This is a genomic window from Stenotrophomonas sp. STEN038 (assembly GCF_056759895.1).
The window spans coordinates 1-13,430 of record NZ_JBRRDW010000080.1 but is presented as its reverse complement, the minus strand read 5'-3'; the positions used below and the strand labels follow the sequence as shown (position 1 = coordinate 13,430).

Here is a 13,430-nt window from a genome sequence, read left to right as displayed (position 1 = left end):
AATTTGTAGGCTTGCCGGGTCTTGCTGGTGATCTTGCCTGCAGACATGACTGTCTCCCAATGCTACCCCCAACAGAGGCTAGCTCTGTCTAGGAAATCCTGGGAACTCCAAAGCCTCGCACCTGAGCATCGGAATTTAGCAGGGGCGCTCGTGGGGCTGATAGGTCTTGACCTGAGGTTTTTTCAACCGGATTCGAATTGAGCTGGGTTCGTAAATTGACTTATCGCCAAGATGGGAAGTCGGTGTGGTCGGAGGTTGGATACGGATCACTACGGCGGGTGACGTGGGGTAGTGGCAAACCCGCCGTGGTCCCCCTTGCCCCCGTTCCTGATCCGTGGACACCTAAGTTGTGTCACAACCACGGCGATGTTGCTGGGTAGCCCATCGCGCCCTCGGGCGGCGGCCCGATCCCCCCCCCATCGGGTCGTCGCTCGTGTTCGATCCGGGCTGGAGCGTTTTGCGTGACGCGGACAACAGCGCTATGCTCGGTTCACCGTGTGGGGCGGTAGCTCAGCTGGGAGAGCGTCGCGTTCGCAATGCGAAGGTCGGGAGTTCGATCCTCCTCCGCTCCACCAAGTCTTCGAGCAAAGAAGTCGCATCGGATGATGCGGCTTCTTTGCGTTTTTGCGCTGGAAGTGGGTGTTCTGGTGAAATTTTCGCCATGCGGCGAGATGGCTGCAGCGGCGGAAGTCTCGCTACACAAGGCATTTCGAGGAATTTTCGGCGAATGTGAAAATTTTTGTGAAATTGGCTTGCCGAAACCGAAATAGCTCCGTAATATACGCCTCCTCGACGGCAGCAACGCCGACGAAAACAAAACAAAGTGGCCGAGTAGCTCAGTTGGTAGAGCAGGGGATTGAAAATCCCCGTGTCGGCGGTTCGATTCCGTCCTCGGCCACCAAAATTTCAAGGGTTCGCAGAAATGCGAGCCCTTTTTTGTTGTTTGTTTTCGGCGGATTTGTGCCGGTTGCGATTGTGGTGGTGCTTTGGGTTTGCGGTTTGTGGGAGCGGCGTGAGCCGCGAAGCTGGGGTTGCTGAAACTGCAGAGAGGGCTTGCGATCTTGTGGATCGATTGCTTCGCGACTTACGTCGCTCCCACAAGTGTGTGTGCATGCGTTCTTTTGTGATTTTGCCGAGCATGGCTCGGCACTACAGTTGAAGCGGCCCCGACCTGGTCGGGGCTTTGGTGCTCAGTTGCTTGGCAGCAATGGGCGCAGTACGGATTCCAGCTGTTCGCGACGCCAGCCGGCCAGCGCGGTCGGCCATTCGCCGCTTTCCAGCAGTGCTTCAAGGTGCTTGCGCGAGGCCAGTAGCCCCTCGGGCAGTTCCAGCTCGGCACTGCGCTTGCTGACCGCATCCTGCAGGCGTTTGATGGTGTTCTTGTTGGCGTCGGTGGCTGGCAGCGCCATCGGTGCGTCGGCTTCGTCGGCAAGCGGGGTGTTCAGTGCTTCCCATACCTGCTGGGCCAGCTTGCGCGGGGCCTTGGGGAAGCGGCCGAAAACTTTCAGCATGGCCTCGTAGTCTGCTGGCGGGGTGCGTGCCAGCACGTTGGCCAATTCGTTGTCCAGGATCCAGCTGCGCGGCTTGTCGCTGCTGCGTGCCTGTTGGTCGCGCCAGCGCAGCAGGCGCAGCAGGCGCAGCTGGGCTTCGCGCTCCAGCACCTGCGAGGAGCGCATCGACAGGTGCGGCCAATGCTCGCCTTCGTCGCCCTCGACGCTGGCCAGCAGGCGCTCGCCATCGTCCTGCAGCCATCGCATGCGGCCTGCGGCCTGCAGCTTGGCGCTGATGGCGTCGTGCATGGCGAACAGGTATTCGACGTCGTCGGCGGCGTATTCCAGCTGCGCGTCGCTGAGCGGGCGCTTGAGCCAGTCCGAGCGGGTCTCGCCCTTGGGCAGGGTGACGCCGGTAATTTCGGCCACCAGCTTCTGGTAGCCCATGCCGCCGCCAATACCGGCCAGTGCCGCGCCGATCTGGGTGTCGAACAGCGGCCGCGGCAGCGCGTCGCAGGCGCACTTGAAGGCGACCAGGTCTTCGCTGGCGCTGTGCATGATCTTGGTGATCGAGGTGTCGGTCAGCCAGGGCTTCAGCGCCTCGCACATGCCGGGTATCAGCGGGTCGATCAGCAGGATTTCATCGCCAACGGCCATCTGCACCAGGGCCAGCTGCGGCCAGTAGGTGCGTTCGCGGATGAATTCGGTGTCCAGCCCGATCCGGCTCGGGCGCTGGCGGTAGCGTTCTTCCAACTCCGCCGGGTGTTTGATCCAGTAAGCCACGTGGGGTTCCGTCAACTGCAGGGTTTGCTCAGGCAGGCGAGAATAGCCTAACGTCGGGCCGCTCCCGGGAGAGTATGCAAGGTGATGGAGGCGTTTTTGGGTAAAACCGGCCAATTGTTGGGTCTGACCGCGCTATTGCTGGCGTTGGCGGGGTGTGGCGGCAGTGCGCCGCAGCCGCCGTCGGCTGCGCCAAATGCGGAGCCTGCAAAGAAACCCAGCTTGAGCGAGCGGCTGGAAGCCAGGGCTGAAGCGCGCGCCGAAGCCAAGGCCGGGGCGGCCGCTGCTACCAAGGCGGAGCCTGCAACGCCCGATCCCACGCCGCAGGTTGAGGACATCACGCTGCCGGTCTGGGACGCGCCGGAAGTCAGCCTGCAGCCCGGGGAGCTGGCCGAAGCACGCAAGGCGGCCGACAAGGCGCTGGCCGAGGACAGGCTGTACCGCGACGCCGAGGACGCCATTCCGCTCTACCTGGCGATCCTGGCCCAGCAGCCGAACGACAGGGCCGCACAGCGCGGCCTGGACAAGGCCCGGCAACGCCTGCGCGCGCAGGCCACTACCTTGATGGCACAACCGGAGAATCAACGCCAGGCCCTGGCCCAAGCTGCCGAGATCGCTGGCGTAGCGGTGGCGTTGGCGCCCGAGGGCAAGGCCGAACAGGACTTGCAGCAGCGCATCGCAGTGGCGCGGCGGTTGCTGGCGCTGAACCGTGCAGGCGAGCAGGCGCTGCGCCAACACCAGTTTGGCGAGGATGGCGGGGGCGCACAGGCGGCGTTCCGCGAAGTGCTGGCGTCCGACCCACTCAACAGCCGCGCCCGGCAGGGCTTGGCGGCGGTGGAGAGCGGCCTGATCCGCCGTGCTGAACATGCCGCGGCAATGGACTCGGACTTCGAGGCGGCCGCGCGCTGGCTGGACAAGGCCACCACCATCCGTGGCGAGGCCGTGACCTTGAAGGATGCACGTGCGCGCATCGAAGGCATCCGCACCGCCCAGCTTGATGCGCTGCGCGAAGGCGGCCTGCGTGATCTGGTGTCGTCCAAGGGCTTGAAGGATGCGCGGCTGAAGCTGGCCCAGGCCGAACGCATCGCGCTGCCCGGCGACCGTACCGTGGCCCTGCTGCGCGAACGCATCGAACTGGTCACCCATTACGGCAGCTTCCGCCCGGGCCAGGTGTTCAGTGATGCCTTGAGTGAAGGCAGTCGCGGCCCGCAGATGGTGGTGGTGCCGTATGGCAGTTTCCAGATGGGGGCGACCGAGGGTGAGATCGGCAGCAGCGATGCCGAGCGCCCGCAGCATCTGGTGAACTTCGAGCGCGGCTTTGCGATGTCGATCACCGAGGTCACCGTGGCTGATTTCCGCCGTTTCGTGGAAGCGGCCAAGGCGCGTCCGCGTGCGACCCGGCGCGGCCATTCCATCGTCTATGACGAGCGCAGCGGTAACTTCATCCGCCGCAGCGGGGTGGATTGGCAGTCCGATTACAACGGCGTCAAAGCGGCACCCAACAGCCCGGTGATGCATGTCAGCGTGCGCGACGCCGAGGCCTATGCGGCCTGGTTGAGCGAGCAGACGGGGCGCTATTACCGGCTGCCCAGCGAATCGGAGTTCGAATATGCATTGCGTGCCGGCAGCCAGGGGCGCTTCCCGTGGGGGCGCTCGATGACGCCACCGGAGAACAGCGGCAACTTCACCGGCAGCCTCGACGTATCGCCCAGCGGCCGCCACTGGAACAACGCCTTCATCGGCTACGGCGACGGATTCTGGGGCACCGCGCCGGTGGCGATGTTCCGCGCCAATGCCTGGGGCCTGCACGACATCAGCGGCAATGTCAGCGAGTGGGTGGCCGACTGCTGGCATGCCAGTTACCGGCGTGCACCGGCCGATGGCGCGGCCTGGTACAACCCGGGTTGCCGGCAACGGGTGATCCGCGGCGGCAACTGGGCCAATGCGCCGGAGCAGACCCGCGCGGCGTGGCGGCAGTCACAGGACTCGGATGTCACCTCGGCGCGCATTGGATTCCGTCTGGTACGCGGAATTTGACCTTGCCGCGGCGTACGCTAGCGTTACCATCGGCCACGGCCAGCCCGGCCAAGACGGAATCCAACCATGCGACAAGATCCTTTCGGTAACCAAGGCAATGGCGGCCAACGTCGGCGTGGCGGCGGCCTGTTCGGGAATATCCGCTGGGTGATCCTGCTGGGCTTCGCGGTCTATGGCGGCTGCTATTACTTCGGCAACCGCTCGGTGGACCCGTATACCGGCGAGAAGGTGCTGATCGACAGCTCGCTCAATGCCAGCGAGGAAAAGGCGCTGGGCCTGCAGGCCTACCAGGAGATCCTGGCGCAGGAACGCCCGGTCGACCCCAATTCGCAGATCGCCCGCCAGGTGCGCGAGATCGCCAATCGCCTGATCGCCAAGGTCGACGTGGTGGAGACCTCGCTCGCCCAGGAGCACGGCTTGCAGCCGCAGCACTTCGCCAAGGACTTCGAGTGGGATGTGAACGTGCTGCAGTCCGATCAGGCCAATGCCTTCTGCCTGCCCGGCGGCAAGATGGCCGTCTATACCGGCTTGATTCCAGTGGCACAGAACGCTGATGCACTGGCAGTAGTGATGGGTCACGAAATTGCCCACGCGCTGCTGCGCCACGGTGCCCAGCGCATGGCCCAGCAGAAGCTGACCCAGATAGGGCAGATGGCCGGCGCCGCCAGCGGCATGGATGGCCAGCAACAGCAGATGATGATGTCGGCCATGGGTTACGGTTACCTGCTGCCGTATGCGCGGTCGCATGAGACCCAGGCCGATGAAGTCGGGTTGATGCTGGCCGCAGCCGCCTGCTTCAACCCGGAGGAAGCGGTGCCGCTGTGGCAACGCATGAGTGAGGCCAGTGGCGGGCAGGCGCCGCCGGAGTTCTCCTCCACCCACCCCAATCCCGGTACCCGCATCCAGAACCTGCAGGCACTGATGCCCAAAGCGCTGGAGTACAAGCAGCGCTTCTGTAATGCCGGAGCGGCAGCAAGGTAGCAAGCGCCGCAGCGGGCTGCACAAGGACATAACGAACGCCGGAGGATGCTCGCCGGCGTTCTTGCTTTGTGGCCAGAGGTAGTGGATGCGACGTGGTGCGTTGCTGGGTTTGGGCGTGTTGTTGATCATCGTGGTGGTCGGTTGTGGCTGGGCGGCACATGGCAAGCCGCTGTCCGCTGGCCGCTATGGCCGCGTGCAGGTGGTGGAGCCGCCGGCCTCGGCGCATGGTCTGGTGATCTATTTCGCAGACCCGGCCTTGCCGCAGGCGCAGCGCAGGCAGTTTGCCGGGCAGGTGGCGCACACTGGCGCATGGGTGGCGGTGGTGGACGCGGCGCGTTATCGACAGCAATTGCAGAAGGGCAATGGCAGCTGCCGGGCCATGGCCGACGATGCGGCGTTGCTTGCCCAGAAGCTGCTCAAGCGCGAGCGTGCCGAGCAGTTCTTCCTGCCGGTACTGCTGGGTCAGGGCAGCAGTGCCGGCTTGGTGCGCGACAGCGCAGCCGGTGCTGCACCTGGCGAGTTTGCTGCAGCCTTGGTTTCTGCGGATAGCGTCGCATCGAACAATGTCAGCTGCGTTGGAGGAGCGGCCGCTGTCCAGGTCAAGTCCTTGCCGGCGGATGCGTTGCTGGCTGCGGTACCCATGGCGCTGAACGCCTCACCTGCACAGGGCGTCGCGTCGCTGCCTTTGGTCGAGATGCCGGTAGCAGGCAGCAAGCGGCTGGTGGTGCTGATCTCCGGTGACGGTGGCTGGCGTGATCTGGACAAGGGGCTGGCGCACGAGCTCAACCAACGCGGCATTTCGGTGGTCGGCTGGAACAGCCTGCGCTACTTCTGGAAGAAACGTACTGCCGCCCAGATAGGTGCCGATCTGGACAATGTGGTGCGTACCTATCGGCAGCGCTGGCAGGCTGACGACGTGGCGCTGGTTGGCTATTCGTTTGGCGCGGATGTGTTGCCGTTCGCCTATCCGCTGCTCAGCGGGGAGCAGCGCCGCTCGGTGCGGCTGGTGTCGCTGTTGGGGCTTGCCCACGGCGCCGACTTCGAGGTGCGCGTAGGAGGCTGGCTGGGCTGGTTCCGTGCCCAGGAAGTGCCTGTGCAGCCTGCGTTGGCCGGCTTGCAGCTGGTCGCGCACCAGTGCATTTACGGCGTCGATGAGAAAGACAGCCTTTGCCGCGATCTGCGAGGTGATGCGCATATGCAGGTGGTTGAGCTCCCCGGTGGGCATCACTTCGATCGTGACCCGGGCAAGCTGGCGCGGATCATTGTCGATCGTTGGGACGCGGCGCCGGCTCAGCCCTGAGTGGAATCGCCGGGCGCTGGTTTTACGCTGATCTGCTCAACCCTCAATTGCAGTTCGCCTTCTGCCAGACGGGCGCGCAGCTGTTCGCCGGGCTTGACCTGCTCGGCGCTGCGGACCAGGGCGCCGTCCTCAAGCGTAGTCAGGATCGAATAACCACGCGCCACGGTAGCCAGGGGGCTCACCGCTTCCAGTGAGCGGGCGACGCCGCGCAGACGCAATGCATCGCGCTGCAACTGGCGCGCCATCGCCGCATGGGCGCGCGGTGCCAGGGTTGCCAGTTTTTCGGCCAATGCGTTCAAGCGTCGCTGTGGCTGGGTGCTGCGCAGTACGGTGGCGGCATGCCGGAGCCGGGCCGCGCGACGTTCCTGTTGTTGTTGCCAGGTGGCGTGCAGGCGTGCGAAGGCGGCTTCCTGTCGATGCTTGAGCAGGTTCAGCCGTGCCTGTGGGCTGTGTGCCTGCAGCCGCAACGCGGCGCGGTCCGCGCGCTGCATGGCCTGGCTCATCGCGTGTACCTGCAGCTGCTGCAGGCGCTGCGCCAGCCGGCGCACCCGCAGCGCAAGATCGCGTTGATCCGGCACCAGCAGCTCGGCGGCCACGGACGGCGTCGGCGCGCGCAGATCGGCGGCGAAGTCGCTCAGGCTGAAGTCGGTTTCGTGGCCTACCGCCGAGACCACCGGCGTGTTGCTGGCAGCGACTGCACGCGCCAGCTGCTCATCGTTGAAGGCCCACAGGTCTTCCAGCGAGCCGCCGCCACGGGTCAGCAGGATCACGTCGTAACGGCCGCTGGCGTCGGCCTGGCGCAGCAGCGAGGTGATCTGCGGGGCAGCGGTGGCACCCTGTACCAGCGACGGCAGCAGCTCGACTTCCAGCATCGGGAAGCGGCGCTCCAGCACGCTCAGTACGTCGCGTACCGCTGCGCCGCTGGGCGAGGTGATCACCGCCAGACGGCGCACATGCGCCGGCAGCGGTCGCTTGCGTGCTGGGTCAAACAAGCCTTCGGCTTCGAGCCTGGCCTTGAGTTCGTCGTAGGCGCGGCGCAATGCGCCTTCGCCGGCTTCTTCCATGTGATCGAGGATCAGCTGGTAGTCGCCGCGTGCTTCGTACAGGGTGAGGCGGCCGCGTACCAGTACGCGCATGCCTTCGCGCGGGAGGAACTTCAACCACTGGCTCTTGGGCTTGAACATCGCTGCACGCACCTGCGCGCGCGCGTCCTTCAAGGTGAAGTACAGATGCCCGGAGGCGGGCCGGCTGACACTGCCCAGTTCGCCTTCCACCCAGACCATCGGGAACGTGCTCTCCAGAAGGTCGCGCGCCAAGGTGTTGAGCTGGTTGGGGGTGAGGACGTCGTTGCTGGAGGTCATGGTTGAACTGCTATGCCGGTAGGACGCTCGGCCACGCTGGGGGCGCAGACGAGCTGACGGCCGCTATCTTACGGGAGCGACTGTGCTAGTCGAAGAAATCGAACAGGGAGATGTCCAGATCGGGGAAATCCAGCCAGGACAGGTCGAAATCAAACCAGCTCGCGTTACTGTCGGTGGCCATCGAGCGCAGCATCTCTGCTTTCATTGCGGCGTAGTCGCAGGCTTCACCACTGGCTGCATGCAACTGGTCAAAGTCGGAATGGGTGTTGAACAGAGCATGTGACCAGCATGCGAGATCGAGGTCGATCTTGTTGCGCCGGTTGGCGTCGCGCACCTGTTGCACCGAGTAGAAGTTGCGCTTGCCGTAGTGGCGAAGCAGGTCGTCTCCGACCAGCTGGGCTTGGCTGCGCTTGTCCCCAGGCGCGATGGCGCAGGGAGCGGGTAACAGTTCGTTGTTCATTCACATTCCTTGTGGCGGCTAAGGGGAGTGATGGTGCTGGAATCGCATAGGCCGTGGTGCTAAGGCTTCTGCGCGGCGTCAGCGTGCCGCTGCAAGGCCCACTGCACGTGTTCGCGCACCACTTCGGATGCATGCGCCTGGCGGCTTTGCAACGCCTGCTGCGCGGCGGGCGAGGGGGCGGCATTACCCAGTGCCACCGCGATATTGCGCAGCCAGCGCTCATGGCCGCTGCGACGGATCGGGCTGCCTTCGGTACGGCGCAGGAACTCGTCTTCTTCCCAGGCAAACAGCTCGGGCAGGGTGGCGGTATCCAGATTGTTGCGGGCGCGGAAGTCCGGCTCGTCGGTGCGTTGGGCGAACTTGTTCCAAGGACACACCAACTGGCAGTCATCGCAGCCATAGATGCGGTTGCCCATCAGAGGGCGCATTTCCAGCGGAATCGCGCCTTCATGTTCAATGGTCAGGTAGGAGATGCAGCGGCGTGCATCCAGCCGATGCGGGGCGATGATGGCGGCGGTGGGGCAGACATCGATGCAACGCGTGCAGCTGCCGCAATGCGCGGTGGCCGGCACATCCACCGGCAACGGCAGGTCGACGTAGATTTCGCCTAGGAAAAACCACGAACCGCCGTTACGGTCGATCAGGCAGGTGTGCTTGCCGATCCAGCCCAATCCGGCATTGCGCGCCAGCGCCCGTTCCAGCACCGGCGCCGAATCGACGAAGACCCGGTAGCCGAATTGACCGATCTCGCTGGCGATGCGCTCGGCAAGTTTCTGCAGGCGGTTGCGCATCAGCTTGTGGTAGTCGCGGCCAAGCGCGTAGCGCGCCACATAGGCACGTTCGCTGTCATTCAAGGTCGCCCAGGCTTCGGCATCCTCCTTGGGGCCGTAATCCATGCCGACCGAGATCACCCGCAGCGTGCCCGGCAGCAGTTCATTCGGGCGCGCGCGGAGGGTGCCGTGGCGGGCCATCCACTCCATCGTTCCGTACAGACCCTTGCCCAGCCAATCGGCCAGATGTGCTTCATCCTCGCCCAGCTCGATGCCGCTGACCCCACAGCGCTGGAAGCCTGCTTCACGGGCAAGCTGGCGGATGCGCAGCGATAGCTGCGCCGGATTTGCGGCGGTAACGGCTTCAGACATGGCGCAAGTATAGAATTGCCGGCATGTCAGAGCCCGTCGAATTGTTCGATATCGCCGCTGCCCGCCAGATTGATGGGCAAGCTACCGCTGCCTTGGGTGGCGATGGTTATGTGCTGATGCAGCGTGCCGGTCACGCCGCCTGGCAGACCGCGCTGCAGTATTGGCCGCAGGCGCGGCGCATCGTGGTGGTGTGCGGGCCGGGCAACAACGGCGGCGACGGCTATGTGCTGGCCCGTCACGCCCGCCAGTCCGGACGCGACGTCAGCGTGCTGCATCTGCCGGACGCGTCGCCGCGTACAGCCTTGGCGCAGCGCGCCTGCACCGATTATCTGGCCGTGGGTGGCCACGTCGAGATCGCCATGGAATGCCTGCAGCAGGCCGACCTGATCGTCGATGCGCTGTACGGCATTGGCTTCAACCGCGCGCCCGATACCGATGACGCAGCCCTGATTGCAGCAATGAATGCTGCTCCAGGGCCGGTATTCGCGCTGGATGTGCCCAGTGGCGTTGATGCGCTCAGCGGCAACGTGGCCGGCGCGGCGGTGCGTGCGGCGCGGGTATTGCAGTTCATCGTGCCGCATCAGGGACTGCACACAGGCGCGGCGCTGGAGCATGCCGGGCAGCGCTTGCTGGCTGATCTGGAGGTGCCGGCTGTCGCCTTTGAGGGTGTCAGCGCGAGCGCGTTGCGCTGGGCCAGGCCGCAGTTGCTGAAGGTGCTGCCACCGCGTCGGCTCAATACGCATAAAGGCGAATCCGGGCATGTGCTGTGCGTAGGCGGCAACCACGGCAGCGGCGGCGCGGTGATGCTTGCTGCCGAGGCCGCGCTGCGCAGTGGTGCCGGTCTATGCAGCGTGGCAACGCGTGCGCTGCATGTGGCGCCATTGTTGGCGCGCTGTCCCGAAGCGATGGTGCATGCCGTCGACAGCTCGGAGGACTTCGCAGGCTTGCTGGTCCGTGCAAGCACCATCGCGCTGGGGCCTGGACTAGGCCAGGATGATTGGGCGCATGCCTTGTGGTCGGCGGTGCTGGCCAGCGGCAAGCCGCTGGTGCTGGATGCCGATGGTTTGAATCTGCTGGCCGCCGATCCGCGACCGCTCCCACAGGCGATTCTCACCCCGCACCCCGGTGAGGCCGCGCGCCTGCTCGGCACCGATACCGCCAGCATCCAGCGTGATCGCTTTGCCGCAGCGCATGCCTTGGCAGCGCGCTATGCGGCAGTGGTCGTGCTCAAAGGCGCTGGCACGGTGATCGCCGCGCCCGGCCAGCTACCACGGGTGATTGCCGCGGGTAATCCGGGCATGGCGGTTGGCGGCATGGGCGACCTGCTGACCGGCGCTATTGCCGCGGTGCAGGCCCAGGGCCTGTCGCTGTTTGATGCCGCCAGCACCGGTGCCTTGCTGCACAGCCTGGCCGGCGATGCGGCGGCCGCCGAAGGTGAGCGTGGGCTGTTGCCGCGCGATCTATTGCCGCACCTGCGCACCCTTGCCAATCCATAATGTGTCCCATGATCGAATTGTCATTGCCCCAAGCCGAGAGCACCGACCTGCTGGGTCAGGCGCTGGCACAGACCCGACCCGCGCAGGCGGTGGTTCATCTGCAAGGTGACCTGGGCGCCGGGAAGTCCACCCTGGCCCGTGCCCTGCTGCGCGCGTTGGGCGTGCAGGGGCCTATCCGCAGCCCCACCTACACCTTGATCGAGCGCTATCCGCTGGATACCGGCGAAGCCTGGCATCTGGATCTGTACCGGATCGGGAATGCCGGCGAGCTGGATTTCCTCGGCCTGGATGACGCCAGTGCCAACCTCTGGCTGATCGAATGGCCCGAGCGCGGGGCCGGCGGTCTGCCGCCATTGGATCTGGTGGTGGCGTTGGAAATCGACGGCCACGGCCGCCGGGCAAGCCTGCAGGCACATAGCCCGACGGGTGAGGACTGGTTGCAGCGCCTGCGCAAAACGGGTCACTTGCAGGGGCTTCCTGCCCTGTAACAACAGGAAGTTACGGCAGGTTGCGGATTATTAAGGGAAAAAATGTTGCAATTACCGAAATCCGGTGATTGAATCCGCCCATGACTACGGGAAACCGCCTGTTCGCATTGTCTGTCGCCGTTGCCGGCCTCTGCCTGGCCAGCGCATCCGCGTGGGCCGGTGAGGTCCGTGGGCTGGGTTTGAGTGCTGGCGCAACCGGCACCCGCGCCGAGATCCAGTTGGCCGGTGGTGGCAGCTACAAGACCATCAGCCTGGCCGGTCCCAACCGTCTGGTCATCGATTTCCCCGACTCCACCGGCGTGCGCGGCCTCAAGCTGCCTGCGGCTGTTGGTGTGGTCACTGCAGTACGCACCGGCAATCCGGTCCCCGGCACCTTCCGCATCGTGTTCGACCTGGCCGAATCCGTGGCAGCCTTCAAGCCGCAGATGCAGGGGCAGGGAGCCGAGTCCAAATTGCTGATCGAGTGGCCGGGTGAAACCGCGCCGCGTGCAACTGCCGCCGCCGCGCCCGTCGCAACTGCTCCAGCGGCAAGCGTGCCGCCGGTTGCCGCAGCGGTCGTGAATCCCGAGCAGGCACGCGCCGAAGCTGCCCGTGCCACGGCTGCATTGACCGCAGCGGTGCGTCAGCAAGCGACCACGCCGCCGGCGCCGGTCCAAGCGGCCCCGGTCGCCACAACGACTGTCGCTGCCAACAGCGGCAATCCGCCGATGGTTGCATCGACGTCTTCAGCGGCGGCGATCCTCAACGGGCAGGGCACTCCGGTCCGCACCACCATTGCTACCGGCGTACCGACCCCGATCGTGGCAAATCCGGCAGCTGCGGCACCTGCTGCCACCGCACCGGTTGCCGCGGCGCAGACGCCTTCGCCGCGTCCGGTGATGCCAAGTGACGCGTCACGAATTCGCATGGCGCCGGGCATGCGCAACCTGGTGGTGGCCATCGATCCGGGTCATGGCGGCCAGGATCCGGGCGCCGTCGGGCCTACCGGCAAGCGCGAGAAAGACGTAACGCTGGCCGTTGCACGTGAGCTGGCGCGTCAGGTCAACGCTACCCCGGGCCTGCGCGCGTTCCTGACCCGCGACACCGACGTGTTCATCCCGCTGCCGATGCGTGCCCAGCGTGCGCGTGCGGCCAAGGCCGACATCTTCATCTCGATCCACGCTGATGCGGCCGAGAATCGCTCAGCGACGGGTTCTTCGGTCTATGTGCTGTCGACCAAGGGCGCGTCCTCGCAGCGTGCGCGTTGGCTGGCGGACAAGGAAAATGCCGCCGACCTGATCGGTGGCGTCAGCCTCAGTCGTACCGAAGGTACCTTGGCCAACGTACTGCTGGATCTGGCCCAGAGCGGCAACATGAAGGCGTCGGAAGATGCGGCCGGGCACGTGCTCGGTGGCCTCAAGCGTATCGGCAACAACCACAAGCCGAACCTTGAGCGGGCAAACTTCGCCGTGCTGCGTACCTCCGATATGCCGGCGATGCTGGTCGAAACCGCGTTCATCTCCAACCCGGATGAGGAGCGCCGCCTGATTGATCCGGCCTATCAGCGTCGTATCGCCGGTGCCGTGCTGGATGGCGTGCATACCTTCTTCAGTCGTCAGCCGCCACCGGGTACCTTGTTTGCCGCCCGCGCGCAGGCCGAGATGGATGCAGCGGCTGGCACGGTTGCTGGTGGTAGCAAGTAAGGCAGAGCTTGATTGAAGCCCGCTTCTGGCGGAGCTTCTGGCAATGAGACATCTTGAATCCGATGCCAGGGTGCTGGCGTCGGATTTTTTGCTTTTTGTGGGAGCGGGGGGGGGGGCCCCGGCCGCGGGGCGGAGGTGCGGGGGGGTGTGGGGGGGGGTTGGGGCGCGCCCCACGCGGACCTCGCCCGGCGGGCGAGGGGGGGGTGGGGGTGG

The 13,430-nt window shown here is 65.4% G+C and carries 10 protein-coding genes and 2 tRNA genes; 8 read left to right on the top strand and 4 right to left on the bottom strand.

Annotation, left to right across the window (positions count from 1 at the left end; genetic code table 11):
* The first annotated feature begins 499 nt into the window (after nt 1-499).
* Nucleotides 500-575: transfer RNA gene (locus ACVOLS_RS20375), tRNA-Ala, on the top strand.
* Between the two features lie 250 nt (nt 576-825).
* A tRNA-Phe gene (locus ACVOLS_RS20370) sits at nt 826-901 on the top strand.
* Between the two features lie 289 nt (nt 902-1,190).
* Here the strand turns inward: ACVOLS_RS20370 and rnd are convergent.
* A complete protein-coding gene (gene rnd, locus ACVOLS_RS20365) occupies nt 1,191-2,273 on the bottom strand; it encodes a ribonuclease D (RefSeq protein ID WP_481547136.1) in 1,083 nt (360 codons plus the stop codon).
* A gap of 96 nt (nt 2,274-2,369) precedes the next feature.
* Between rnd and ACVOLS_RS20360 the strand changes: the two genes are divergently transcribed.
* The 3 genes from ACVOLS_RS20360 to ACVOLS_RS20350 all read left to right on the top strand — a co-directional run bounded on the left by ACVOLS_RS20360 (nt 2,370) and on the right by ACVOLS_RS20350 (nt 6,588).
* On the top strand, nt 2,370-4,307 hold the full coding sequence (locus tag ACVOLS_RS20360) for an SUMF1/EgtB/PvdO family nonheme iron enzyme (RefSeq protein ID WP_481547135.1): 1,938 nt from the start codon (nt 2,370-2,372) through the stop codon (nt 4,305-4,307).
* 66 nt (nt 4,308-4,373) lie between these two features.
* The gene (locus ACVOLS_RS20355; RefSeq protein WP_481547134.1) at nt 4,374-5,288 is read left to right on the top strand and encodes a M48 family metallopeptidase; all 915 of its coding nucleotides are present in this window, start codon (nt 4,374-4,376) and stop codon (nt 5,286-5,288) included.
* A gap of 85 nt (nt 5,289-5,373) precedes the next feature.
* Entirely contained in the window at nt 5,374-6,588 is a 1,215-nt protein-coding gene (locus tag ACVOLS_RS20350; RefSeq protein WP_481547133.1) for a virulence factor family protein, read from the top strand.
* Here the strand turns inward: ACVOLS_RS20350 and xseA are convergent.
* The 3 genes from xseA to queG form a co-directional block, all read right to left on the bottom strand.
* Entirely contained in the window at nt 6,579-7,949 is a 1,371-nt protein-coding gene (gene xseA / locus ACVOLS_RS20345) for an exodeoxyribonuclease VII large subunit (protein WP_481547132.1), read from the bottom strand. The two genes, ACVOLS_RS20350 and xseA, sit on opposite strands and share 10 nt — an antisense overlap.
* 85 nt (nt 7,950-8,034) lie before the next feature.
* Nucleotides 8,035-8,409 carry a hypothetical protein gene (locus ACVOLS_RS20340; protein ID WP_481547131.1) on the bottom strand — a complete coding sequence of 125 codons (375 nt, stop codon included), beginning with the start codon at nt 8,407-8,409 and terminating at the stop codon, nt 8,035-8,037.
* 59 nt (nt 8,410-8,468) lie between these two features.
* Nucleotides 8,469-9,551: a tRNA epoxyqueuosine(34) reductase QueG gene (gene queG, locus ACVOLS_RS20335; protein WP_481547130.1), complete on the bottom strand. Its 1,083-nt coding sequence runs from the start codon at nt 9,549-9,551 to the stop codon at nt 8,469-8,471.
* A gap of 23 nt (nt 9,552-9,574) precedes the next feature.
* Here queG and ACVOLS_RS20330 point away from each other — a divergent pair, with 23 nt between their 5' ends.
* The 3 genes from ACVOLS_RS20330 (at nt 9,575) to ACVOLS_RS20320 (ending at nt 13,217) form a co-directional block, all read left to right on the top strand.
* On the top strand, nt 9,575-11,047 hold the full coding sequence (locus ACVOLS_RS20330) for an NAD(P)H-hydrate dehydratase (protein ID WP_481547129.1): 1,473 nt from the start codon (nt 9,575-9,577) through the stop codon (nt 11,045-11,047).
* 8 nt (nt 11,048-11,055) lie between these two features.
* Nucleotides 11,056-11,535 carry a tRNA (adenosine(37)-N6)-threonylcarbamoyltransferase complex ATPase subunit type 1 TsaE gene (gene tsaE / locus ACVOLS_RS20325; RefSeq protein ID WP_481547128.1) on the top strand — a complete coding sequence of 160 codons (480 nt, stop codon included), beginning with the start codon at nt 11,056-11,058 and terminating at the stop codon, nt 11,533-11,535.
* Between the two features lie 80 nt (nt 11,536-11,615).
* A complete protein-coding gene (locus ACVOLS_RS20320; RefSeq protein WP_481547127.1) occupies nt 11,616-13,217 on the top strand; it encodes an N-acetylmuramoyl-L-alanine amidase in 1,602 nt (533 codons plus the stop codon).
* Nucleotides 13,218-13,430: the final 213 nt, after the last annotated feature.